Origin of the sequence: Halobacillus sp. A1, assembly GCF_024189295.1 — a bacterium.
GTDB lineage: Bacteria > Bacillota > Bacilli > Bacillales > Halobacillaceae > Halobacillus_A.
Window position 1 is genome coordinate 85,380 of record NZ_JAIZEN010000011.1, and the last position, 23,140, is coordinate 108,519.

Annotated in this window: 24 protein-coding genes, 2 tRNA genes and 1 other annotated feature; of the genes, 17 read left to right on the plus strand and 9 right to left on the minus strand. The window is 43.0% G+C overall.

Annotation, left to right across the window (positions count from 1 at the left end; translation table 11 throughout):
* Positions 1-18: 18 nt before the first annotated feature.
* The 5 genes from recF to LF817_RS12855 all read left to right on the plus strand — a co-directional run bounded on the left by recF (position 19) and on the right by LF817_RS12855 (position 7,181).
* Complete coding sequence (gene recF, locus LF817_RS12835) at positions 19-1,137, plus strand: DNA replication/repair protein RecF (RefSeq protein WP_253936220.1); 1,119 nt, start codon at positions 19-21, stop codon at positions 1,135-1,137.
* 9 nt (positions 1,138-1,146) lie between these two features.
* The gene (remB, locus tag LF817_RS12840; protein ID WP_253936221.1) at positions 1,147-1,431 is read left to right on the plus strand and encodes an extracellular matrix regulator RemB; all 285 of its coding nucleotides are present in this window, start codon (positions 1,147-1,149) and stop codon (positions 1,429-1,431) included.
* Positions 1,432-1,465: 34 nt separating this feature from the next.
* Positions 1,466-3,388, plus strand: a complete 1,923-nt coding sequence (gene gyrB, locus LF817_RS12845) for a DNA topoisomerase (ATP-hydrolyzing) subunit B (protein WP_253936222.1) — start codon at positions 1,466-1,468, stop codon at positions 3,386-3,388.
* Between the two features lie 55 nt (positions 3,389-3,443).
* A complete protein-coding gene (gene gyrA / locus LF817_RS12850) occupies positions 3,444-5,990 on the plus strand; it encodes a DNA gyrase subunit A (protein ID WP_253936223.1) in 2,547 nt (848 codons plus the stop codon).
* 87 nt (positions 5,991-6,077) lie between these two features.
* Positions 6,078-7,181: an HD-GYP domain-containing protein gene (locus tag LF817_RS12855; protein WP_253936224.1), complete on the plus strand. Its 1,104-nt coding sequence runs from the start codon at positions 6,078-6,080 to the stop codon at positions 7,179-7,181.
* Between the two features lie 12 nt (positions 7,182-7,193).
* Here LF817_RS12855 and LF817_RS12860 read toward each other — a convergent pair whose 3' ends face one another.
* Complete coding sequence (locus LF817_RS12860) at positions 7,194-7,901, minus strand: YaaC family protein (protein ID WP_253936225.1); 708 nt, start codon at positions 7,899-7,901, stop codon at positions 7,194-7,196.
* Between the two features lie 162 nt (positions 7,902-8,063).
* On the opposite strand from LF817_RS12860, the gene guaB reads away from it, so the two are divergent.
* From guaB to LF817_RS12890, 6 genes are all read left to right on the plus strand, one after another.
* On the plus strand, positions 8,064-9,533 hold the full coding sequence (gene guaB / locus LF817_RS12865; protein WP_253936226.1) for an IMP dehydrogenase: 1,470 nt from the start codon (positions 8,064-8,066) through the stop codon (positions 9,531-9,533).
* Positions 9,534-9,638: 105 nt separating this feature from the next.
* Entirely contained in the window at positions 9,639-10,976 is a 1,338-nt protein-coding gene (locus LF817_RS12870; RefSeq protein WP_371925053.1) for a serine hydrolase, read from the plus strand.
* 122 nt (positions 10,977-11,098) lie between these two features.
* Entirely contained in the window at positions 11,099-11,983 is an 885-nt protein-coding gene (gene pdxS / locus LF817_RS12875) for a pyridoxal 5'-phosphate synthase lyase subunit PdxS (protein WP_253936227.1), read from the plus strand.
* Positions 11,984-12,047: 64 nt separating this feature from the next.
* Positions 12,048-12,638: a pyridoxal 5'-phosphate synthase glutaminase subunit PdxT gene (pdxT, locus tag LF817_RS12880; protein ID WP_253936228.1), complete on the plus strand. Its 591-nt coding sequence runs from the start codon at positions 12,048-12,050 to the stop codon at positions 12,636-12,638.
* Positions 12,639-12,700: 62 nt separating this feature from the next.
* Positions 12,701-12,922 (plus strand) — a binding site (T-box leader).
* Positions 12,923-13,043: 121 nt separating this feature from the next.
* A complete protein-coding gene (gene serS / locus LF817_RS12885; protein ID WP_253936260.1) occupies positions 13,044-14,318 on the plus strand; it encodes a serine--tRNA ligase in 1,275 nt (424 codons plus the stop codon).
* Positions 14,319-14,558: 240 nt separating this feature from the next.
* Positions 14,559-14,651: transfer RNA gene (locus LF817_RS12890), tRNA-Ser, on the plus strand.
* A gap of 162 nt (positions 14,652-14,813) precedes the next feature.
* Here LF817_RS12890 and LF817_RS12895 read toward each other — a convergent pair.
* Both LF817_RS12895 and LF817_RS12900 read right to left on the minus strand, forming a co-directional pair.
* Positions 14,814-15,497 carry a deoxynucleoside kinase gene (locus LF817_RS12895; protein ID WP_253936229.1) on the minus strand — a complete coding sequence of 228 codons (684 nt, stop codon included), beginning with the start codon at positions 15,495-15,497 and terminating at the stop codon, positions 14,814-14,816.
* Positions 15,484-16,134 (minus strand): deoxynucleoside kinase, encoded by a 651-nt coding sequence (locus LF817_RS12900; RefSeq protein WP_253936230.1) that lies wholly within the window; start codon positions 16,132-16,134, stop codon positions 15,484-15,486. Before LF817_RS12900 ends, LF817_RS12895 begins: the two co-directional genes overlap by 14 nt.
* 159 nt (positions 16,135-16,293) lie before the next feature.
* On the opposite strand from LF817_RS12900, the gene LF817_RS12905 reads away from it, so the two are divergent.
* Positions 16,294-16,366, plus strand: a tRNA-Arg gene (locus tag LF817_RS12905).
* A gap of 127 nt (positions 16,367-16,493) precedes the next feature.
* Here the strand turns inward: LF817_RS12905 and LF817_RS12910 are convergent.
* Positions 16,494-17,228, minus strand: coding sequence for a potassium channel family protein (locus LF817_RS12910; RefSeq protein ID WP_253936231.1), 735 nt, complete (start codon positions 17,226-17,228; stop codon positions 16,494-16,496).
* 168 nt (positions 17,229-17,396) lie between these two features.
* Here LF817_RS12910 and LF817_RS12915 point away from each other — a divergent pair, with 168 nt between their 5' ends.
* The gene (locus LF817_RS12915) at positions 17,397-17,705 is read left to right on the plus strand and encodes a holin (RefSeq protein WP_253936232.1); all 309 of its coding nucleotides are present in this window, start codon (positions 17,397-17,399) and stop codon (positions 17,703-17,705) included.
* Between the two features lie 84 nt (positions 17,706-17,789).
* Here LF817_RS12915 and LF817_RS12920 read toward each other — a convergent pair whose 3' ends face one another.
* Positions 17,790-18,137 carry a helix-turn-helix domain-containing protein gene (locus tag LF817_RS12920; protein ID WP_253936233.1) on the minus strand — a complete coding sequence of 116 codons (348 nt, stop codon included), beginning with the start codon at positions 18,135-18,137 and terminating at the stop codon, positions 17,790-17,792.
* 166 nt (positions 18,138-18,303) lie between these two features.
* On the opposite strand from LF817_RS12920, the gene LF817_RS12925 reads away from it, so the two are divergent.
* Positions 18,304-19,140 carry an N-acetylmuramoyl-L-alanine amidase family protein gene (locus tag LF817_RS12925; protein WP_253936234.1) on the plus strand — a complete coding sequence of 279 codons (837 nt, stop codon included), beginning with the start codon at positions 18,304-18,306 and terminating at the stop codon, positions 19,138-19,140.
* 33 nt (positions 19,141-19,173) lie between these two features.
* Here LF817_RS12925 and LF817_RS12930 read toward each other — a convergent pair whose 3' ends face one another.
* From LF817_RS12930 to modA, 4 genes are all read right to left on the minus strand, one after another.
* Positions 19,174-19,380, minus strand: a complete 207-nt coding sequence (locus LF817_RS12930; RefSeq protein ID WP_253936235.1) for a hypothetical protein — start codon at positions 19,378-19,380, stop codon at positions 19,174-19,176.
* Positions 19,381-19,455: 75 nt separating this feature from the next.
* Entirely contained in the window at positions 19,456-20,091 is a 636-nt protein-coding gene (locus tag LF817_RS12935) for an ATP-binding cassette domain-containing protein (RefSeq protein ID WP_253936236.1), read from the minus strand.
* Positions 20,092-20,102: 11 nt separating this feature from the next.
* Complete coding sequence (gene modB, locus LF817_RS12940; RefSeq protein ID WP_253936237.1) at positions 20,103-20,780, minus strand: molybdate ABC transporter permease subunit; 678 nt, start codon at positions 20,778-20,780, stop codon at positions 20,103-20,105.
* Positions 20,781-20,798: 18 nt separating this feature from the next.
* Positions 20,799-21,563, minus strand: a complete 765-nt coding sequence (gene modA, locus LF817_RS12945) for a molybdate ABC transporter substrate-binding protein (protein ID WP_253936238.1) — start codon at positions 21,561-21,563, stop codon at positions 20,799-20,801.
* A 103-nt stretch (positions 21,564-21,666) separates the two neighbouring features.
* Between modA and LF817_RS12950 the strand changes: the two genes are divergently transcribed.
* The 3 genes from LF817_RS12950 to LF817_RS12960 all read left to right on the plus strand — a co-directional run bounded on the left by LF817_RS12950 (position 21,667) and on the right by LF817_RS12960 (position 23,137).
* Positions 21,667-22,326, plus strand: coding sequence for a M50 family metallopeptidase (locus tag LF817_RS12950; protein ID WP_253936239.1), 660 nt, complete (start codon positions 21,667-21,669; stop codon positions 22,324-22,326).
* A gap of 126 nt (positions 22,327-22,452) precedes the next feature.
* Positions 22,453-22,554, plus strand: a complete 102-nt coding sequence (locus LF817_RS12955) for a YjcZ family sporulation protein (RefSeq protein WP_253936240.1) — start codon at positions 22,453-22,455, stop codon at positions 22,552-22,554.
* Between the two features lie 331 nt (positions 22,555-22,885).
* Positions 22,886-23,137, plus strand: coding sequence for a hypothetical protein (locus tag LF817_RS12960; protein WP_253936241.1), 252 nt, complete (start codon positions 22,886-22,888; stop codon positions 23,135-23,137).
* Positions 23,138-23,140 lie beyond the last annotated feature (3 nt).

The window sequence follows — 23,140 nt, forward strand, 5'->3', positions numbered from 1 at the left end:
CGGCAGCTTCCTTTTCTGATGTACTTAAATGAATTGTCGATGCGATCATTCAGAAATTATGATCAGCTCTCATTGACCTTTAACCACACGATCAATGTCATCATTGGTGAAAACGCCCAGGGGAAAACCAATTTGATGGAAGCCATTTATGCATTAGCTTTCACTCGTTCACATCGAACGCCTCGTGATAAAGAACTCATACACTGGGACGCTGAGTATGCTAAAATAAAAGGTAGTATCTATAAACGGAATCGACGCTTTCCTCTTGAGATCATTTATTCAAAAAAAGGGAAAAAAGCGAAGCTTAATCATATTGAACAGAAAAGGTTGAGTGATTATATAGGCGCACTCAATGTGGTCATGTTTGCACCTGAGGATTTGAACCTTGTCAAAGGGAGCCCTCAGGTGCGTCGTCGGTTTATTGACATGGAAATCGGCCAAATCCAGCCGAGGTATATTTACCATCTCGGTCAATTCCAGAAAATTCTCAGACAGCGGAATCACTCCTTGAAAGAGCTGCAAAGAAAATCGGGAGCTGACCGGACGATGCTGCGTGTACTGACAGATCAGCTCATTGAGCATGCCACAACGATTGTCGAGCGCCGTTTTAAATTCCTCCATCTTCTAAGAACGTGGGCTGCCCCCATCCATAAAGGTATCAGCAGGGACTTAGAAACGTTGGAAATCGCCTATTCTGCTAGTGTGAAAGTATCAGAGGATATGAATTTGGAAACAATAAAAGCAAGCTTTGAAGAAAAGTTCAAAGAGATAGAAGATAAAGAGGTCGACCGCGGGACAACATTAGCTGGACCACATCGGGACGATTTAGTTTTTTATGTAAATGGAAAAGATGTACAGACTTTCGGATCCCAGGGCCAGCAGCGCACGACTGCCCTTTCTTTAAAACTTGCTGAGATAGAATTGATTCACAGCGAAGTGGGAGAATATCCGATTCTATTGCTGGACGATGTGTTAAGTGAACTTGATGACTATCGTCAGTCCCACTTACTGCATACCATCCAGGGAAAAGTACAAACGTTTGTGTCGACAACGAGCATCGATGGTATAGAGCATGAAGCCTTGAAAGAGGCGGAGATTTTTCATGTGAAAGAAGGAACGATCGAAGTTCAGAAATGAGGTGACAAGTTGTTCATTCACATTGGGGATGATCACGTGATCCAGTCGAAGGATGTCGTAAGTATAGTAGATCATAGTTTGTTGAGTTCCTCCTCAATCATCGAAGAGATGGTGTTTAACCAGAGGAAGGAAAAACGAGTGATAGAGTCCAAAGAATCGGACCCTAAAGCCATCGTTATTACAAAAGATTATATATATTTCAGTCCGTTATCTGTTTACACGTTGAAAAAACGCGCAAATATGATGACGACTCTAAATAGATTAGAAGATTTTTCTGATGAATTTGAAGCTTGAGCATATACCAATTGAGAAATGTAGGTGACGTACCGTGAAAGAAGATATTTTAGAGGGAAACCAGGCTTATGATGAGAATCAGATACAGGTACTAGAAGGGCTGGAAGCCGTACGAAAACGCCCGGGTATGTATATCGGTTCAACGAACGAGAAAGGTCTCCATCACCTTGTTTGGGAAATCGTCGATAACAGTATCGATGAAGCAATGGCCGGTCACTGTGATCAAATTCAAGTCATCATTGAAGAGGATAACAGTATTACCGTCACGGATAACGGGCGCGGTGTACCTGTAGGAATGCACGAAAAAGCTGGCCGCCCGGCAGTGGAAGTTATTATGACCGTACTTCACGCAGGCGGTAAGTTCGGAGGCGGCGGTTATAAGGTCTCCGGAGGACTGCATGGCGTAGGGGCTTCTGTCGTAAACGCGCTCTCTTCTAAGCTTGAAATCTTTGTTCATAGAGACGGAAAAATCCATTACCAGGAATACCACCGAGGCGTGCCTCAAGAAGATTTGAAAGTAATCGGTGATACAGAGATTACGGGGACGCGTATCCACTTTGTACCGGACGAAGAGATTTTCTCTGAGACTAAGGAATACAATTATGAGACGTTAGCTAACCGTATTCGCGAACTCGCTTTCCTGAACAAAGGACTTACGATTACGATCGACGATAAGCGGAGCGATCAGGAGCCACAAGCTTATTATTACGAAGGCGGGATCGTTTCATACGTTGAACATATGAACCGTACACGTGAACCTCTTCATGATGCATTTTTCATTGAAGATGAACAGGACGGTATTTCAATTGAAATCGCGATGCAGTACAACGATGGATTTGCGAGCAATCTTTATTCGTATGCTAATAACATTCATACGTACGAAGGCGGAACTCATGAATCTGGCTTTAAAACGGGATTGACTCGAGTGATCAATGACTATGCCCGTAAAAATAATATGTTCAAAGAGACGGATCCTAATTTGACCGGAGATGATGTACGCGAAGGGTTAACGGCTATTGTTTCTATCAAACATCCGGATCCCCAGTTCGAAGGTCAGACGAAGACGAAATTAGGGAACAGTGAAGCACGTACCATTACGGACGGCTTGTTTTCAGAAGGTTTATCAAAATTCTTATTCGAAAACCCTGATGTCGCCAAGAAAGTTGTAGAAAAAGGATTGATGGCTTCCAGAGCACGTATGGCTGCTAAAAAAGCTCGTGAGCTTACACGCCGGAAAAACGCTCTTGAAGTGTCCAACCTTCCAGGGAAACTGGCGGACTGCTCTTCTAAAGATGCGAATATATCTGAGCTTTACGTCGTTGAGGGTGACTCCGCCGGAGGATCCGCTAAGCAAGGGCGAGACCGTCATTTCCAGGCGATTCTTCCGTTACGTGGAAAAATCATCAACGTAGAGAAAGCCCGTCTCGACAAAATCTTATCGAATAACGAAGTACGCACGATCATAACGGCTTTAGGTACAGGCATCGGTGAAGAATTCGATATTGCAAAAGCCCGATATCATAAAATCGTCATCATGACGGATGCCGATGTTGATGGTGCTCACATTCGGACTTTGCTGCTTACATTCTTCTATCGCTATATGCGTCCATTGATCGAGTATGGCTATATTTATATCGCCCAGCCGCCGTTGTATAAAATTCAGCAAGGTAAATCGATCTATTACACGTACAGTGATAAACAGCTGGATGATATCTATAAAGAGCTGCCAAGCTCACCAAAACCAAGTGTCCAGCGCTATAAGGGTCTTGGTGAAATGAACCCTGAACAACTGTGGGAAACGACAATGGACCCTGAAACGCGGACGCTTCTTCAAGTAAACCTTGAGGATGCGATCAGTGCTGATGAAACCTTTGATATTTTGATGGGCGATAAAGTAGAGCCTCGTCGTAACTTTATCGAAGAAAACGCACAGTACGTGAAGAACTTAGATATATAAGAAATATAAGGGCGGCTTTAACGTGGACCCTGCAGGTTAACTAGGAGGTAATGAAATGGTCGATCAACCCGAACGCAAGCGCGTCGAGGAAGTGAATATAAGCAATGAAATGAGAACTTCATTTCTGGATTACGCTATGAGTGTAATCGTTGCTCGTGCCCTTCCTGATGTGCGCGATGGTTTAAAACCGGTTCACCGGCGGATTTTGTACGCCATGCATGACTTAGGTATGCATTCGGACAAAGCTTATAAGAAATCAGCTCGTATCGTAGGAGAGGTTATCGGTAAGTACCACCCCCACGGGGACTCTGCGGTATACGACACGATGGTGCGTATGGCCCAGGATTTTGCTTATCGGAACATGCTCGTGGATGGACATGGGAACTTCGGTTCTGTCGATGGAGATGCGGCAGCTGCGATGCGTTATACGGAAGCGCGCATGTCCAAGATTTCCATGGAGATTTTGCGTGATATCAATAAAGATACGATTGATTATGCAGATAACTATGACGGCACAGAAAGAGAGCCTGTCGTATTGCCGGCCAGGTTCCCTAACCTCCTTGTAAATGGTGGAGCGGGTATTGCCGTCGGGATGGCTACGAACATTCCGCCCCATCAGCTCGGTGAAGTGATTGATGGCGTGCTGGCTGTAAGTAAAGATCCTGATATTACGGTACAGGAACTGATGGAAGAATATATTTATGGTCCTGATTTCCCTACTCATGGCCAAATCCTTGGAATCAGCGGGATAAGGAAAGCCTATGAAACTGGGAAAGGCTCGATTACTATCCGTGCAAAAGTGGATATTGAGGAGCAGGCGAATGGGAAATCTCGCCTTATTGTGACAGAGCTTCCTTACCAGGTGAACAAGGCCCGCCTCGTAGAGAAAATCGCTGATCTGGCCCGCGATAAGAAAATCGACGGGATTACCGATCTTCGTGACGAATCCGACCGTAACGGTATGCGTGTCGTCATAGAACTTCGCCGTGATGCGAATCCAAACGTACTCCTGAACAACTTATATAAAATGACGGCCTTGCAGACGTCATTTGGAATTAATATTCTCGCACTTGTAGATGGCCAGCCGAAGGTTCTGAATTTAAAACAGTGCCTGGAATATTATTTAGAACACCAGAAAGTCGTCATCAAACGCCGTACCGCTTACGAACTGCGTAAGGCTGAAGCGAGAGCTCATATTTTAGAAGGGCTGCGTATCGCTCTTGATCATTTGGATGAAGTGATCAAACTGATCCGTGGTTCCCAAACGACTGAAATCGCTCGAAACGGTTTGATTGAGCGCTTCGGACTTTCTGAAAAACAAGCTCAAGCGATTTTAGATATGCGTCTGCAGCGTCTTACAGGTTTAGAACGTGAAAAAATCGAAGAAGAATATCAAGAACTTAAGAAGCTGATTGATGAATTGAAAGCTATTTTAGCAGATGAAGAAAAAGTTCTCGAAATCATTCGGGAAGAGCTTCTTGAGATTAAAGAGCGTTTCAATGACGAGCGTCGTACAGAAATCATGCTTGGCGGGACAGACTTTATTGAAGATGAAGACTTGATCCCGGAAGAAACCGTCATCGTATCACTAACCCACCAGGGTTACGTGAAACGTCTGCCTGCCAGTACGTATCGTTCTCAGCGCAGAGGCGGCCGCGGCGTTCAAGGAATGGGAACTCACCAGGAAGACTTCGTCGAGCACTTGTTATCGACCTCGACGCACAATACGCTGCTGTTCTTCTCCAATAAAGGAAAAGTATATAAAGCTAAAGGATATGAAGTTCCAGAGTTCAGCCGTACAGCTAAGGGGATTCCAATCATCAACATGCTGAACATCGAACGAGATGAATGGATCAACGCCGTAATCGCGGTCGAAGATTTCGTCGATGACTGGTATTTCATTTTCACAACGAAAAATGGAATCACAAAACGGACAAGCATTTCTCAATTCGCTAACATCCGTAGAGGCGGACTGATCGCACTCGGCCTTCGCGAAGATGATGAATTGATTTCTGTGAAGCTGACGAACGGTGAGCAGGATATTATGATCGGAACGCAAAACGGTTATGTGATCCGTTTTAATGAAGATCAAATCCGTACCATGGGCCGTTCAGCTGCTGGAGTTAAAGGAATCTCACTAAGAGAAGACGATAAAGTCGTGTCCATGGAAATCATTCATGACGATCTTCAAGTTCTTACGGTCACGAACAAAGGGTTCGGTAAACGTACGCCAGCTGAAGATTATCGAATTACGAACCGTGGCGGTAAAGGGATTATCACTTGTAATCTAACCGAGAAAAACGGTCGTGTCGTCGCTACGAAAGCAGTGACGGGTGAAGAAGATGTCATGATCATTACCGCGCAAGGTGTGCTCATCCGTATGCCGGTGGAAAGCATATCTGAGACAGGGCGAAATACACAAGGGGTCAGGCTCATTCGTCTTCAGAACGAAGAAGAAGTCGCGACCGTTGCTCGTATTGAGTCTGAAAAAGAGGAAGAAGAGCTGATTGAAGAAGCTCTTGAGGCGCAAGAAGCCCAGGAAACTTCTCAAGAAGATGCAAACGATCCGGTATTACCAGAAGATAAGCCTGAAGAAGAGTAATTCATTATTATAAGAAGCCGCCTGCCAGTTATGAGGCAGTGCGGCTTCTTTTTTACATATTTACTTAGTAAAAAAGAGGTGAAATCCATGGAAGTCCATCCTTCCCAATTAATATCAGGGTGCATCCTTACGAAAGACGTGAAGGGAAAAACAAACTCTCCCATTATTCCTAAGCATACGGTACTGGATCCTATACATATCCACGTTTTACATGAATTTCTTATCGCTGCTGTAGAAGTTGGACCGAAGCTTTCAAACGGCCAGCCATTTGTTCCTGACAAAAAAGAGAAGTCTCCGCCACGACAAGACGCCTACACGAAAAAACCTGAAATACCCAAAGATCTCTCCTTTCACGAATACTACCTGGAAGCAGTAAAATCTTATGAACAATGGTTTGAGCATTGGCAGGGTGGTTCCTCCATTGATATGAAGGAAATCCGAACTTTTATGGTCCCTTTGATCGAACAAGCGGTTCACTCTACTAGAGATGTTTTCTTACTTCATCACTATTCAACAGAAGCCAATTACTTAGCCCATCACAGCGTAGCCACGGGCTTGATTTCCGCCTATTTGGCGGCTAAGCTCGGCTATTCCCGCGGCGATTGGCTGCAGGCGGGGCTGGCCGGATTGTTAAGTGATTGCGGCATGGCACGGATTGATACGAGGGTTTTACATAAATCAAACTCCCTCGATGAAGAGGAGTACGAAGAAGTAAAAAAACATGCAGCCTACTCTTATCGCCTAGTAGAAAACATTCCTTCCTTAAGCAGCCAGGCGAAGCTGGGCATCCTTCAGCATCATGAGCGGCTGGATGGAAGCGGCTATCCGCTTGGGTTACGGCAGAATAAAATCCATCAATTCGCTCAGATCATTGCGGTAAGCGACATGTATCACGCAATGACATCAGAAAGAGTCTACCGAAAAAAACAGTCTCCCTATAAAGTGTTAGAAGAAATTATAAAAGCACAGTTCGGACGATATGATCATACCGTCATTCAGCTTTTCGTCAAAGAGATGACGAACTTTTCTACAGGAACGAAAGTGAGATTGACATCCAGTCAAATAGGGGAGATCATCTTCATTGATCCCGCTCACCCTACACGCCCCATGGTTCAGCTTGAGGAAAACGGTGAAATCATCGCTCTTAGCCAGCAGTCGCATGTGCATATAGACGAAGTAGTAGAGTCATAAAAAAGACCGGTCTCATGAAGACCGGTCTTTTAACCATGAAGAAATAGAAAGGGAAATTCGGTCGGCCATCGATTCTAAAAAATGAAAAATGAACACATAATCTTCACGGTCGCGTAATTGATTCATTTCCCCCCACCATTCTCCTTCATAACGGACGAGCATACTTAAATTGTAGAGTACGGCGAATTCTGCGGCCAATTCTGGAAATAGCGGTGCTTGTTCGGTTGTGTCTTGTTTAAATTCATACATTTTTTTCATACAGGAGAGAGGTTTTAAAAGGTCGTTCATCATGACTTTGGCTGGAAATTCAGAAATGTTGAACATCGTTTTCGCTGCGTAAGGAAAAAGGCCATCCGGTTGAATTCGAATCTCATCTTCTAAAAAACGGTAATGCTGCTTTTTCCTTTTCCTCGTAGAAAGCCCATGAGCGAGGACCCGTGCGGAAGCAGGATATTCGGGATCGACGGTAATGATACAGCTTTTCAAATAGTGGGTGAGGCTATAATAATAAAGGAGCGGCTGTACGCTGAAAGTGGTGTTCTTTGCAGCTGATAAATATTCTTCTCCTAATTGCAAACCATAAGAGAAACGTTCAGCATTCTGATAGGCGTGGAGTTTTGCTTGATCCACACCTGCTGCCTGGTATCTCATTAGTAAATATTCCCTAGTATGGGAAGTCGATTTTAAGTAATTGAGGTAGGTTGTCGTTTCATTCGTCAATATTGTTCTCCTTTCTTATGATTTCAGCGTATTCCGCTGATTTTTTATCCTTGAAAAAGCACTGCTGTTGTCGTATTGTAAATAACAATAAGAAAGTGAATAAAACCATTACCCACTTACTTTCCCCATAATTACCCAAACTATTTAAGGAGAGGATCAAGCATGCGCGAGGACAAGTTTACGAAAGAAGGATTAACGTTTGATGATGTTCTGCTGCTTCCGGCTAAATCGGATGTGCTCCCAAGGGACGTTTCCTTAGCAACAGAATTATCACCTACGTTAAAGCTTAATATGCCGATTTTAAGTGCCGGCATGGATACGGTGACAGAAGCGCCTATGGCAATTGGAATGGCTCGTCAAGGAGGTCTTGGCATCATTCATAAAAACATGTCGATAGAAGAGCAAGCAGAACATGTGGATCGCGTGAAGCGATCAGAGAGCGGAGTCATCACGAATCCATTCTTCCTGACACCAGAGCATCAAGTGTATGATGCAGAGCATTTGATGGGGAAATTCCGGATTTCTGGAGTACCGATCGTCGATAACGAAGAGAACCAGAAGCTCGTAGGTATTCTTACCAATCGTGATCTTCGATTCATGGATGATTACTCACGTTCGATCAGCGAAGTGATGACACGGGACAACCTCGTCACTGCCCCTGTAGGAACAACGCTTGATGAAGCAGAGAAAATCCTGCAGCAGCATAAAATCGAAAAACTGCCGATGGTCGATAATAATGGCATCCTTAAAGGATTAATCACTATTAAAGATATCGAAAAAGTTATTGAGTTCCCTTTATCAGCTAAAGATGAACAAGGGCGTCTGCTGGTCGGTGCAGCTGTCGGCGTTACGGCAGATGCGATGACACGAATTGATAAGCTTGTCGAAGCAAATGTCGATGCCTTAGTGGTCGATACAGCTCACGGACATTCGCAGGGGGTAATCGAACAGGTGAAGCGGATTCGGGCTAAGTATCCGGATATCAACATCATCGCAGGTAATGTAGGGACACCTGAAGCGACTCGTGAACTGATTGAAGCGGGTGTCGATGTTGTAAAAGTAGGCATTGGTCCGGGATCGATTTGTACGACGCGTGTAGTTGCCGGTGTCGGAGTTCCTCAAATTACAGCAGTCAACGACTGTGCTATGGAAGCGGAAAAGTACGGTATCCCTGTGATTGCTGACGGCGGAATCAAATATTCCGGCGACATCGCGAAAGCCATTGCCGCTGGCGGACATGCTGTTATGCTTGGAAGCCTACTTGCCGGTGTTTCAGAAAGTCCTGGCGAAACGGAGATTTTTCAGGGCCGCCGCTTTAAAGTTTACCGTGGCATGGGTTCAGTCAGTGCAATGGAATCCGGATCCAAGGATCGTTATTTCCAAAGCGATTCCGAATCGAAAAAACTTGTGCCTGAAGGAATTGAAGGCCGCATGCCTTATAAAGGACCGCTGAGCGATTCTATCCATCAATTATTAGGAGGATTGCGTTCAGGCATGGGATATTGCGGAGCGAGAGGAATTGAAGAGCTACGTAAGGATGCCAAATTTATTAGAATTACCGGGGCAGGTCTCCGCGAGAGTCATCCTCATGATGTGCAAATCACGAAAGAGGCGCCTAACTACTCCATTTGATCCAAAAAATACTATAGACAGGGACTATTCCCTGTCTATTTTTTTATAAACGCCTATGGTAGAATAATAAGGATGCATATTATTATTCCGTGGAGGTTGAAAAATTTGAAACAAAGTTTACAAGCATCAGCGGCCATAGTCATGGTCCTGGTTTTAAGCGTTCTTGCGGTTTTTGGAAATCCTGAGGCTACATATGCAGACTCGGTAGAAGTGGAAGCAGAATCAGCCATATTAGTAGACGCACAGTCCGGTAAAATTTTATTCGAAAGAGAAGCTGATCTAACATTACCTCCAGCCAGTATGACGAAAATGATGACAGAATACCTCGTATTAGAGGCTATTGAAGAAGGCGACATAGAGTGGGAAACAACGACTCAAATAAGTGATTATCCATATAGTATTTCAGCTAATTCTACGTTTTCTGGAGTTGGCTTAAGACAAAGTCAAGATTACACCGTTCGTGAGCTATACGAAGCTATGGCCATAAATTCTGATAACGGAACATCAATCGCTTTAGCAGAATTAGTGGCAGGTTCAGAAGGCGAATTTGTAAATATGATGAACGAAAAAGCAGAAGAATTAGGGATGACAGATTACCAATTTGTAAACTCAACCGGTCTTGAAAATGAAGATTTAGGTGAAAATTATCCTGAAGGTACAGAAAGAGAAGATACGAATCTACTATCCGCTCGTTCTTCAGCTATTTTAGCCTATCACCTAGTGAATGATTACCCTGAATCTCTTGAAATCTCGTCTATTCCAACGACAGAATTCGATGGACAGGAAATCATCAACTGGAACCGGATGCTCCCAGGCATGCCGGGACAATTGGCAGCTGGCAGTTATGAAGGTGTGGATGGATTAAAAACAGGGTTTACGGATCTTGCCGGATTCAGCTTCACTGGAACTGCCGAGCGTGACGACCGTCGTCTGATCTCTGTCGTCATGAAAACAGATAGTGAAGAGGCTAGGTTTGAAGAAACAAAGAAACTTTTTGAATATGGTTTCAACGAATTCAGTCAACAGGAATTGTTCCAGGCCGGTCACCAAGTGGATGACAATTCCACGGTTGAAGTATCTAAAGGAAAAGAAGATTCCGTAGAATTGGAAATCGCAGAGGGTATCACGGCTCCAGTTAAAGAAGGAGAAGAAGAACAATACGCAGTCAATGTGAACCTTTCAGAAGAAGCCTTAGATAAAAACGGCAAACTAGAAGCCCCTTTTGATCAGGGAGAAAAAGTGGGAACCGCTGAACTCGTTTATAATGGGGAAGAATCTTATAAAGATCTGCAAACAGGGGAACCCTTAAGAACAGAAGTGGATGTTGTCACGGTTTCAAGTGTGGAAAAAGCCAATTGGTTCATGCTTACTGTTGGAGGAATCGGGGATTTCTTCAGTGATATCTTTTCCAGTGCAGTCAGTATGGTAAAAGGCTGGTTCTAGGCCAAATAACCAATTTATTTAGTAGGATTTAGGTTGCGTATGCGTTACAATAGAACGTAAGGGAATTTTTTGTTTTATTAAAAAATGATCGACTATTATAGATCACATTGGGAGGAATTATCATGGCTCAAACAGGTACAGATCGCGTGAAACGCGGAATGGCAGAAATGCAAAAAGGCGGCGTCATCATGGACGTAGTAAACGCAGAACAAGCAAAAATCGCTGAAGAAGCGGGTGCAGTTGCGGTTATGGCACTGGAACGTGTTCCATCTGATATCCGTGCAGCAGGCGGAGTAGCTCGTATGGCTGATCCTACAATCGTAGAAGAAGTTATGAACGCTGTATCCATCCCTGTTATGGCAAAAGCACGTATCGGCCATATTACTGAAGCTCGTGTACTGGAATCTATGGGTGTGGATTACATCGATGAGAGTGAAGTATTAACTCCTGCTGATGAAATTTATCACATTAAAAAAGATGATTATACTGTGCCATTCGTATGTGGATGCCGTAATATCGGCGAAGCGACTCGTCGTATTCGTGAAGGAGCTTCCATGCTTCGTACAAAAGGTGAGCCAGGTACAGGAAACATTGTAGAAGCTGTAAGCCACATGCGTCAGATTCAATCTCAAATCCGTCAGCTGCAGAGCATGTCTGATGATGAAGTGATGGTGTACGCTAAAGAACATGGCGCTCCATTCGATCTTCTGCTTGAGATTCGTGAAGAAGGACGTCTTCCTGTCGTAAACTTTGCGGCTGGCGGTATCGCTACACCTTCAGATGCGTCTCTTATGATGCAGTTAGGAGCAGACGGCGTATTCGTCGGTTCAGGAATCTTTAAATCAGATAATCCTGCTAAATTTGCTCGTGCCATTGTTGAAGCGACCACACATTATGATGATTACAAACTGATCGCTGAAATTTCTAAAGGCCTCGGTACGGCGATGAAAGGTCTTGAAATGAACACTCTTACTCAAGATCAGCGCATGCAGGATAGAAGTCAGTAAGTTTTCATAAAACGGAGAGATCCTGGCAGCTACGAGAAGCATAAACAAAAAGGAGACATGCATCATGACGACGATTGGTGTATTAGCGCTCCAGGGAGCTTTTCGTGAACATATCCGTTCCGTAGAAGCATCCGGAGCCAAAGGAATACTTGTGAAAAGAATTGAACAACTGGATGAAATTGATGGATTGATTATTCCAGGCGGAGAGAGCACCACAATCCGCCGCCTGATCGATAAATATAATTTCTTAGAGCCCATTCGTCAGTTTGGAAAGCAGGGAAAACCGATTTTCGGGACTTGTGCTGGATTAATCTTGTTAGCATCCGAAATTGATGGCTCCTACGATGTGCATTTAGGTCTGATGGATATCCGCGTACGCCGAAACGCTTTTGGGCGTCAGCGAGAAAGTTTTGAAGCGGATCTCGATATCAAAGGCGTAGCCGACCAGTATAATGCTGTCTTTATTCGAGCACCCTATATTGAAGGGGTTGGAAAAGAAGCTTCCGTGTTAGCTACGTATAAAGGCAATATCGTGGCCGCTCAACAAGACAATTTCTTAGCCTGTTCTTTCCATCCAGAGCTGACAGACGATCATAGAATCACCGAGCATTTTGTGAAAATGGTGGAAGAAGCGAAAAAATCTCTTGCATCTTAAGAGACATTCCGCTATTCTTATGTGAAAGACGAAGCTGATCTTCGTTTTGTAAAATTAAAACGTTAAACGCGATGATAGGAACTAGTAACAGTTTACTCTTTTTTGAAGAGAGTCAGTGGCTGGTGAAAACTGATAAAAGAGTGCTGTGAATCCATCCTTGAGTTGTTTGCCTGAAATTAAAGTAAGGTGAACCGGTTCTCACCGTTATGAGCTAAGCCGGAAGATCTTTGTATCTTCAATCAGGGTGGTATCGCGGGAATGTATAACAAACTCTCGTCCCTTTATTCAATTAAAGGGGCGGGAGTTTTTTTATTTTTATCGATGGTCAGGGGCCTGGCGAGACGCTATATGGCTGATTTGATCAAAACATATTTGACGGGCCAATTTACGAAGGAGGAATGCACGATGTTAGACATGAAGTATTTGCGTCAGAATTTTGAAGAAGTGAAACAAAAGCTCCAAAAAAGAGGGGAAGATTTATCTGAGCTTGATACGTTCGGCGATTTAGACAGCCGCCGCCGTGAGCTGATTCAAGAAACTGAAGATTTGAAAGCACGTCGAAATGACGTATCTAAAGAAATTTCTCTCTTGAAGAAAGAAAAGAAAGATGCTGATGCTAAAATTACAGAAATGCGTGAAGTAGGCGATCGTATTAAAGAATTAGATACCGAGCTGAAGACGGTCGAGGAACGTTTGGACACTCTTCTCTTATCTATTCCGAATATCCCGCACGAAAGCGTACCTGTAGGTGAAGACGAAGAAGATAATGTAGAGGCTAGAGCGTGGGGCGATCTGCCGAAATTTGATTTTGAAGCTAAGCCGCACTGGGATGTAGCTACCGATTTGAACATCGTTGATTTTGAGCGAGCTGCTAAAGTTACAGGAAGCCGTTTCGTCTTTTACAAAGGCTTAGGCGCCCGTCTGGAGCGTGCATTATTGAACTTCATGATGGACTTGCATTCTGATGATCATGGCTACCAGGAAATGCTTCCTCCTCAAATGGTAAACCGTACATCTATGACAGGGACTGGACAGCTGCCTAAATTCGAAGAGGACGCTTTTAAAGTGGAAGACTGGGATTACTTCCTCGTACCGACAGCAGAGGTTCCAGTGACCAATTATCATCGGGACGAAATCTTAAAAATAGACGAACTTCCGCAGAAATTTGTCGCATTCAGCACGAATTTCCGTTCGGAAGCAGGCTCTGCCGGTCGTGATACACGCGGGCTTATCCGCCAGCACCAGTTCAACAAAGTCGAGCTCGTTCAATTTGCAAAGCCGGAAGATTCTTATGATGTATTAGAGGAACTGACCGGTCATGCTGAAAAAGTGCTGCAGTTATTAAATCTTCCTTACCGTGTCATGAGCATGTGTACAGGAGATTTAGGCTTCACAGCCGCTAAGAAGTACGATATCGAAGTTTGGATTCCAAGCAACGACACATACCGTGAAATCAGCTCTTGCTCAAACTTTGAAGATTTCCAGGCGCGACGAGCGGGCATCCGTTTCCGCCGCGAAGAAAAAGGCAAGCCGGAATACGTCCATACCTTAAATGGTTCTGGACTGGCTATCGGACGTACCGTTGCCGCGATATTAGAGAACTACCAGCAGGCTGATGGATCTGTTGCTGTTCCAGAAGTACTTCAACCATATATGGGTGGAAAAGAAGTTATTAAATAAAGACGGATAGTGAACTGGCTCATCCAATGAGCCAGTTTTTTATTCAAATAGACATGTGATTATTTCCGAGGAAATAATATAAATTCTGAGCCAAATTAATTTAGATATTGTTGACTCAAAAGCAGGTTATTAGTATAATGATCAAGCAGTCAAAGGACTGAATAACTTTTTTTGAAAAAAAGTTGGCAAAAATATTGACGGATTTTGCGAGCCGTGATATATTATTAATTGTCGTCAAACGGAGGAATACCCAAGTCTGGCTGAAGGGATTGGTCTTGAAAACCAACAGGGGCTTCACGGCCCGCGGGGGTTCGAATCCCTCTTCCTCCTCCATTTTAACATCAACAATAGCGCATAAATATTGGAGATTATAGAACAAAAAAACCGCTGCCTCGTGCAGCGGATTTTTATTTGTGATCTATACAAAAATGCCCGAGCCTGCTACAGGCTCGGGCATTATAACGTTATGGGGAATAAAGCTTCAAAGACCAGCCATTACGTCAGTAAGTGACTTGAACGCCATTTACGGGATTGCTGGATAAAGTGACCGATTTTTTCTAAAACTGGTTCTATGCTTGTTTGATCATTCAGCACATCATAATCAGCAATATTCAGACGAAGCACAGGACAAGCATTGAAATTATCGATCCAGTTTTCATACCGCTTGAACATCTCTTCCCAGTACTCTACAGGAGTCTGCTGTTCCATCTCACGCCCTCGTTCTTTAATACGGCTTAAGATATCATCGAAAGACCCTTCTAAATAAATGAGTAGATCAGGATGTGGGAAGTAAGGAGTCATGACCATAGCATCGAATAAATTAGTGTACGTATTATAATCTATTTCAGACATCGTTCCTTTTTCGTAATGCATACGCGCAAAAATACCCGTATCCTCATAGATGGAACGGTCTTGTATAAATCCGCCGCCGTATTCGAAGATTTTCTTCTGTTCCTTGAATCGTTCAGCAAGGAAATATATTTGTAAGTGGAAGCTCCAGCGCTCAAAATCGTTATAAAATTTATCGAGGTAAGGATTGGTTTCGACTTTTTCGAAGGAAGTCCTGAATTTGAGAGCATCAGCTAATGCATTAGTCATTGTAGACTTCCCTACTCCGACCGTCCCTGCAATAGTAATGACACTATCATGTGGAATTCCGTAGCGTTCACGTGCGTTCATTTAAAACTTCTCCTTTACTCAAGTGATTCTCTACCTGTTCGACAATATAGAGGAGATCATCTTGATGCTTTACAAAGTCCAGCTTGTCTCCGTTCAATCGAATGACCGGAACGTCGGGGTGTGTTTCTTCAAAATGATTCATATAGTCCTCATAATCCTGAGAAAGCTGCTTTAAATAGGATGGCTGGATGTTCACTTCGACATCCCGATTCCTCAGTCTGATCCTCTCCAGCAGAGTTTCTAAGCTGGCATCCAGGTAAATGACCATATTTGGCTTTGGCATATCGTGTGATAATATTTCAAAGATCTGAGTATATTTTAGGAACTTTTCTTCTCGTAAAGTACGCTGGGCAAAAATCATATTTTTAAAGATATGATAATCGGCAACTACAGGCTTCCCAAGCTTAAGGTAATCCCTATCAATGTCTTCCAGCTGCTTCACACGGTTGCATAGGAAGAACATTTCCGTTTGGAAGCTCCATTCATCTATATTTTCATAAAACTTGCCTAAAAACGGATTCTCCTCAACGATTTCCTTTAGTAAATGAAAATCAAACTGGGAGGCGAGCTTTTTAGACAGAGACGTTTTACCAACCCCGATAGGGCCTTCAACGGCTATGAAAGGTAATTGTCCCATCTTTTCTCCTCCTTATATCAGGTGAAAACAAAATTCGATACGTTCTGACAGACAAGTACCATTTTACCATAGTGAGATAGAGGAAGTAATACGTTTCTCTCCATTTTAAAATAAATTCCTTTTCAATCAGCTCGTATTTTTGTATAATATGATTCACGTGCCCCCGTAGCTCAGGGGATAGAGCATCGGTTTCCTAAACCGTGTGCCGCAGGTTCGAATCCTGCCGGGGGCGTTTATATCAACATGTCTACTGCTTTAACTTTAGCAAAAGCAGGCTAAGTTTAAACGGTTGGAAACGTTACGAAAACACCCTCCTTGTGATCACAAAGAGGGTGTTTTTTAATGCAGTGATTCTCTAGCTAATCCTCATTTTTCTTTTTTTCTTCCTTCATTTCTTCGATAAGTACAGAAATCTGCTGCAGTTCCTGCCACGACAGGTCTTCATAACGATTCAACTGACCTTTTATGAAGGCTGCCGCCGGGTGACTGGATTTATTTTCTTTTACAAAAAAGGTGGTAATCGAACCAGTCAGCATCCCGATTAACCCGATTCCTACGAGCATCAAAATAACTGCGATCAGCCGGCCGAGAGATGTTTCAGGGGAAATGTCACCATACCCTACCGTCGTCGTTGTTACAATTGACCACCACACCCCATCGGAGAACGTGTCGATCCGGGGTTCGACCATTTTCACAACAATTGCAGAACCGAAGATGAGCAGAAAGGATATCGTAAGCACGCGATCAAGACCATTCGTATGTAAAATGGAAAAAGCGGACCTCAGGTAACGTTTCGAGAAAGGCAGAAATTTAATGATCTTTATTAAACGAGCTATTCTCGCGAGCTGGAATGTACTATCTAAAGGTATAGCTGCAATGAAGTCGAAAGGATTATGTTTTATGTAGTGCAGTTTATGGTCTGCTTTGGCGATTCGTATGAGGACGTCCAGTAAAAAAATGATCCAAATGAAACGATCGATAAACTGAAGAACCGGATGGTCCGTCCATATAAATAATACAGAAGCCAAAGCTAAGAGAATCAGGAATGTCTCATAAAAAACAGCCAGCTTAGGACGTTTTGAGAAGTTAGGCATATAAATCTCCTTATCATATTTTGAAAAATAGTGTTGTTTGCTGCACACACACCACGCAACTCAAGAACATATTATAAAGGATAAGACAGGTTCTTCAGACGAGTGAGATTAGTCTTTTAGAAGCTGTCTTTATTTTTTAGAGAGGTGAGACCTGTGGAGAATGACATTATGCAACAGGTATTGCTCTTTGCCACCATACTCTGTCCTTTTGTTACAGGAAGTGTAGAAGTCATGAAGCGTACAATCAACTTACCGAAAAATTACTTGCCCTTGATCAGTGCAGGAACGGGATTAGTGATTGGAGCATTAGCTTATCCACTGACGGATATGGATTTGGCCCTGCGTTTATGGGCTGGAGCTGGTGCAGGGTTGTCGGGTACTGGGTTATTTGAAGTCATGAATCGCAGTCAAGGATTCACGAAGCGTTCAAAGAACGGTTCAGATTGTGGTTCGGATAAGAACGACCTTGATCAATGAAAGATTGAATCTAAGCCCATTTGCTCGGACCAACAGCTGATGAGGGTGTTGGCCTCTTTTTTCTGTACATAACAGCTGTAAAATTTATTCATTTTTTATGATTTCCCATATTTTCATAAGTTTCTGCACATCTTCTTCTTTTGCGTTCGGCAGTTCTTCATACCATTTCTGTAATTCAGGATCACGGAATAAATGATTTGACTCTAATCCAGAGGAAGACGGTATGGGCTGGTTGTTTTTCCCCATTAACCAATCAATCGAAACCTCATACAGACTGGATAAGGCAGTGAACATCTTCGTATCAGGCTCTCTGTAATTTCTCTCATACCCCGATAAACGAGAGTTTGAGATCTGCAATACTCCGCACACGTATGTTTGAGACCATCCTTTGTTTTCCCTGGCTTGCTTGAGCCGCTCGCCTAAAGACCCCATAGAATCCCCCTTTCGTTTATCTTGTTTATAAAAAGTATACATTATTTTTTCGCGAAATGCGAAATATATTACGCGGTATGTTTAATTTTTATTGACTTACTACTTTCTCAATTTTATAATCAACCTATTAATTGCGCGATACGCGTAAAAAGTTAGGGGATGAATGATGGGATATTTAATCGCATTGGATGATGGACATGGAATGAGTACCGCGGGGAAAAGGACGCCGTACATTCCGAGTTTAAACAGGTTCATTAAAGAAAATGAATTTAACAGGAAAGTAGTTAATAATTTAGAAGAAGAGTTGAATCGAAGTGGTTTAAAGACAGTTCTTGTCGCTCCTGGGGACGAGGATACTCCGCTCTCCACTAGAGTAAGCCGAGCGAATCAAGCGAAAGCCGATGCCTATATTTCTGTTCATTATAATGCATATGACGGCAGTTTCAGCAGCCCCGCCCCTTCTGGAATCGAACTCTTCGTCTATCCGGGTCATCTGAACAGAGAAGCAGGAAGGCTGGCTGAAAGTATTGGGAAACGCCTGAAAAAGGGGACAGGTCAATATTATCGAGGAATCAAAGAAGCGGATTTTCAAGTTTTGAGGACAACGTCCATGCCGGCTGTATTAACTGAGAATGGATTTATGGATAACCTGGATGAAGCGCTCTATATGATCAAGCCTGAATTTCAGAAAGAAGTGGCGAGGGAGCATGCTCAAGGGATTTGTGATTTCTTCCGAGTTCCATATGTCAGCGATTCCGCGAAACGTAAACCATCATATGTAGGACGGAGAGTAGAATCCATTTATGATGGGCGTTTGCGGTTCTATCATCACCCTTCCTGGTCGGACCGGTCGCTCGCCGGCTATTTAGAAAAAGGGTACGGATTTCCTGTAATTCTTTCAAGACTATCCGTAGATGGTTACTTTCAATATGAAGTAGAGAATTCAAAAGGTGCGCGATATTATGTGACCGCTAGTAAGAAATATGTAAGGGTCGTCAATTAGTCAGAGTGTGCATACTTTTCCTTACCTGAATGATTATTGGTCGAATTCAGTTGTAATATAAAAAACTGGTGATTCATTAGAGATCGACAATTCATTATTCTCATTAAACTCATCTTTCTCTTCATTGTAAAAACGATCGGCTATGAACAAGTAAGCCAAGAGGCCGCCTAATATCGCTATACAGATGAGGAATACCAACAGAAACCATTTTAAGACTTTTTTCATAAACGGTTTATTCATTTGAAAAACTCCCAGCTTCGAATCATTTTTTTCTGGTCAACCACTTGATATTTTCTTCAATTTTCACAGAATCATTCAAAAGGCTTCAGGCGGGAGGCTTTTTAATTGTCCTTCTCGAATGGATAGGATACGATCCCCTAACTTTTTAGCCTCCTGTTTATCGTGAGTGACTAGAAGGATGGGGATGTTCCATTCTTTTTTCAGTCGATTCAGATGGTGGTAACATTCATCTTTCGTTTCTTCATCAAGAGATGAAAAAGGTTCATCTAAAAGCAAAACACCGGGCTTAGTCGCAAGCGCCCGGGCTAAGGCAATCCTTTGTTTTTCTCCACCCGAAATTTGTCGAGGGTATTTATCAGCTAAATGATGGACCCGCAGCAGATTCATCAATTGCTGCGTGACAAGCGAGTCATAAGCTCCGTACTCGATATTTTTACGAACCGTCATGTGGGGGAACAGGGCATAGTCTTGAAATACATACCCTACTTGTCTTTTTTGGATCGGTAATTTATTTTTTTTGCTTTTAAATAATATCGTATCAGCCAGGCTGATCTCACCTGTGTCTGGGTCTGTTAGTCCGGCGATACAATTAAGGATTGTCGTTTTCCCGGAGCCGGACGGTCCGAACAAAATGACGGTCTCACTTTTTATTTGAAAGGCAGCCTGTAACTGAAAATGAGGTAATTTCTTTTGAATGGATACGGTAAGCATGTAAAGCCCCCTTATTTTTCTGATTGGAATCGTAATATATTCTTCTTACTCCACCAGTTCAGCCAGAGGATAGAACTGAATCCGAGCGCTAAAATAATGAAAACCCACAACCTCGCCGCTTCCATATTTCCGGATTCGACTGCAAAGTAAATAGCTAAAGGGATGGTGTCTGTCTTTCCGGGGATATAGCCGGCAAGCATTAATGTCGCTCCGAATTCACCTAAAGCCCGGGCGAAGGTTAAAACAAAACCGGCTAGCAGCCCTGGCCATGCGAGAGGAAATGAGATGGTGAAAAAAACCTTCCATTTTGAAGCTCCCATCGTCAGGGCAGCCTGTTCAATTTGAGGGTCGTAATTTGAGAACGAGGCTGAAGCGCTCTGATACATAAGAGGGAAAGAGACTGCAATGGCGGCAATAACAGCACCTAACCAGGAAAAAACGATTTGAATGCCAAACCATTCAATCAATAACTTTCCGATCGGCCCGTTGTTTCCGAACAAATAGAGCAAAAGGAAACCTACGACAGTAGGTGGGAGCACCATCGGCAGTAAAACAAGTGATTCCACGATACTTTTCCCGGGAAATAATTTCCTGGAAATGACTCGTGCTAAAGGTACGGCGGTTAAGAACACAATCAATGTAGCGATTCCAGCGGTTTGTAATGACAGGGTCAAGGGAGAAAAGTTCATAATTACCTTCCAATCGTTTTATTTCGAGCTGAATCCGTATTTTTCGAGAATGCTTTGTGCTTTGTCCGCTTCAATAAATTCAATGAACTCTTTTGATGTATTGGTTTCGGTAGTTTGGTTGGTCACTGCGGCAGGATACACTACAGGGTCATGTGTTTCTTCATCTATCTCGGCTATTACTTTTACGTCATCTGATATCATGGCGTCACTTACATATACAAGGCCGTAGGAAGCATTGTGCGATGCAACATAAGCCACTACTTGTTTGACGTCACTTGAGTAAACAAATTGTTCTAAGTATTTATCCCATTGATTAGCAGCTTGCAAGGATTGCTTCGAGTACATGCCGATTGGTGCACTTTTGGGATCCCCTAAAGCGAACGTTTCATTTTCTTCGAGCTGCAGCTGTTCCAGTGATGTGATATCTGCGGAAGAATCGCTCGGGGCGATAAGTACCAGGGAATTATGTGTAACGTCTTTAATAGTGTCTTTTCGTAAATGTCCTTCTTTACGTAATCGTTCCACCCAGTGTTCGTTGGCTGACATAAAGACATCTACCGGGGCTCCCTGCTGGATTTGCTGGGCTAACTTACCGGAACTTCCAGTATTGACGGTAACCGTTACATCCTCGTGATCACTTTCAAATTCATCGACAATTTCTTCCATCGCTTCAGTGAGGCTGGAAGCAACGGAAATAGTCAGTTCTATGTCGCGGCTCTCTTCGTTTGAACAGCCGGTTATAAATAATAAGCTGAAACAAAAAGCAATCATCTTCGTATACATATGTACAATCTCCTAATCTCTCTATTTACTTAGATTATACGTATGTCGTTATTTTAAGTAAAATAGAAGAACAGGCAAGCTTAATGAAAGGGAGGACATTCGAGTGAAATTACAAATCATTATCTGCCTTATCCTTGCCTTCCTGTTAACACAGTCTCCTGTTATCGGTAAATATTTTGCTATGATTAATACGATGATCCACGAAACGGGTCACTCGTTGACAGCCTTGTTGACAGGCGGAGAAGTGAGAAACATCTCTCTATTTCCGAACACTTCGGGTGTGACGATGACCGGTCATTCTTCTTGGCTGAGTCATTTCCTTACTAGTTTATCGGGATACATTTTCTCCTCGTTCGTTGGTTTTTTATTTTTTTATTTGATCGTAAAAGGCCATTACAAATGGATGGTTTACATCTTGCTTGGAATTTTAATTATTAACGTACTGTTCTGGGTGAGAAACATCTATGGAGTGTTCTGGCTGATTACATTCGGAGCTGGTTTTATCTGGCTCTTGAAAACAGGAAACCAGACCGTCATCCAATACGTGCTTGTATTTATAGCTTCCTTAGTCATGATTGAAGCGGTGACAAGTGCGTTTGAAATCATGTGGTTAAGCATTTTCTCTCCTGGACAGGCGGGGGATGCTGCCAATTTAGCAAGGGCAGTAGTTTTTATACCGGCTCCATTATGGGGATTGTTGTTCTTTGGACAATCGTTATACTTTGCCTGGCTGGCTTTAAAAAGGGTGTTTATATTGTCATGACTTTTTTGACCGTCTGTATTTATGAGACGGGGTTTGGGTAATCTTTTTTAAAAACTCCGCTATAGCCCTTACCTTATGATTCTTTACACATAAATTAGTAAAGAAGTAAGGAGAGGGGGTATTCTAATGAGCGGAGGATACGGTGGCGGATTTGCCCTGTTGGTAGTATTGTTCATTCTTCTAGTAATCATCGGCGCTGCATACGCAGGCGGCGGTTACGGCTATTAATTCTTAAACAAAGAAGCGGGGAAGATTCCCTGCTTCTTTTTTATTTTTTAGGCTTCCCTGAATACGCTTCCTATTATTAAAGACTCAATTTCGAGACATAGTAGAAATTCGGGGGCGGAAGATGAGCCTCCTCAATCGGGATCTAACCTGTCCCGCTAATCCCACAGGAGCTTCACCGATTCGTTCCGTCCCTTGCTTAATAAGTATCTTGAAATCAATCCAACAACGTCATTTAACATAGCTTATTGTTAAAATACTCCGCAGCAGTTTGGTAGCATGCATATAGGGTATAGGAATAATAACTGAAGATGAGATTGATGGGGGATTTATAATGGATTTAAAAGAAAAGTTAATCAGTCAAGGATACGATCGTATTGATATTTTTTTGATTGATGAAGAAAAGAACCAGGAAACGATTGCTGACATTACTCTTCATAAAGTGACAGATTTGGAATACAAGCTTTATTTGGAACCCGATTCGATCGCCTATGAATTGGACGAGGAGAACCCGTATTTCACCGCTAATCAGAAAACGGAAAATGGGGGTTATAAGGAAATCAAAGGATTCATATTAGAATGGTAAACC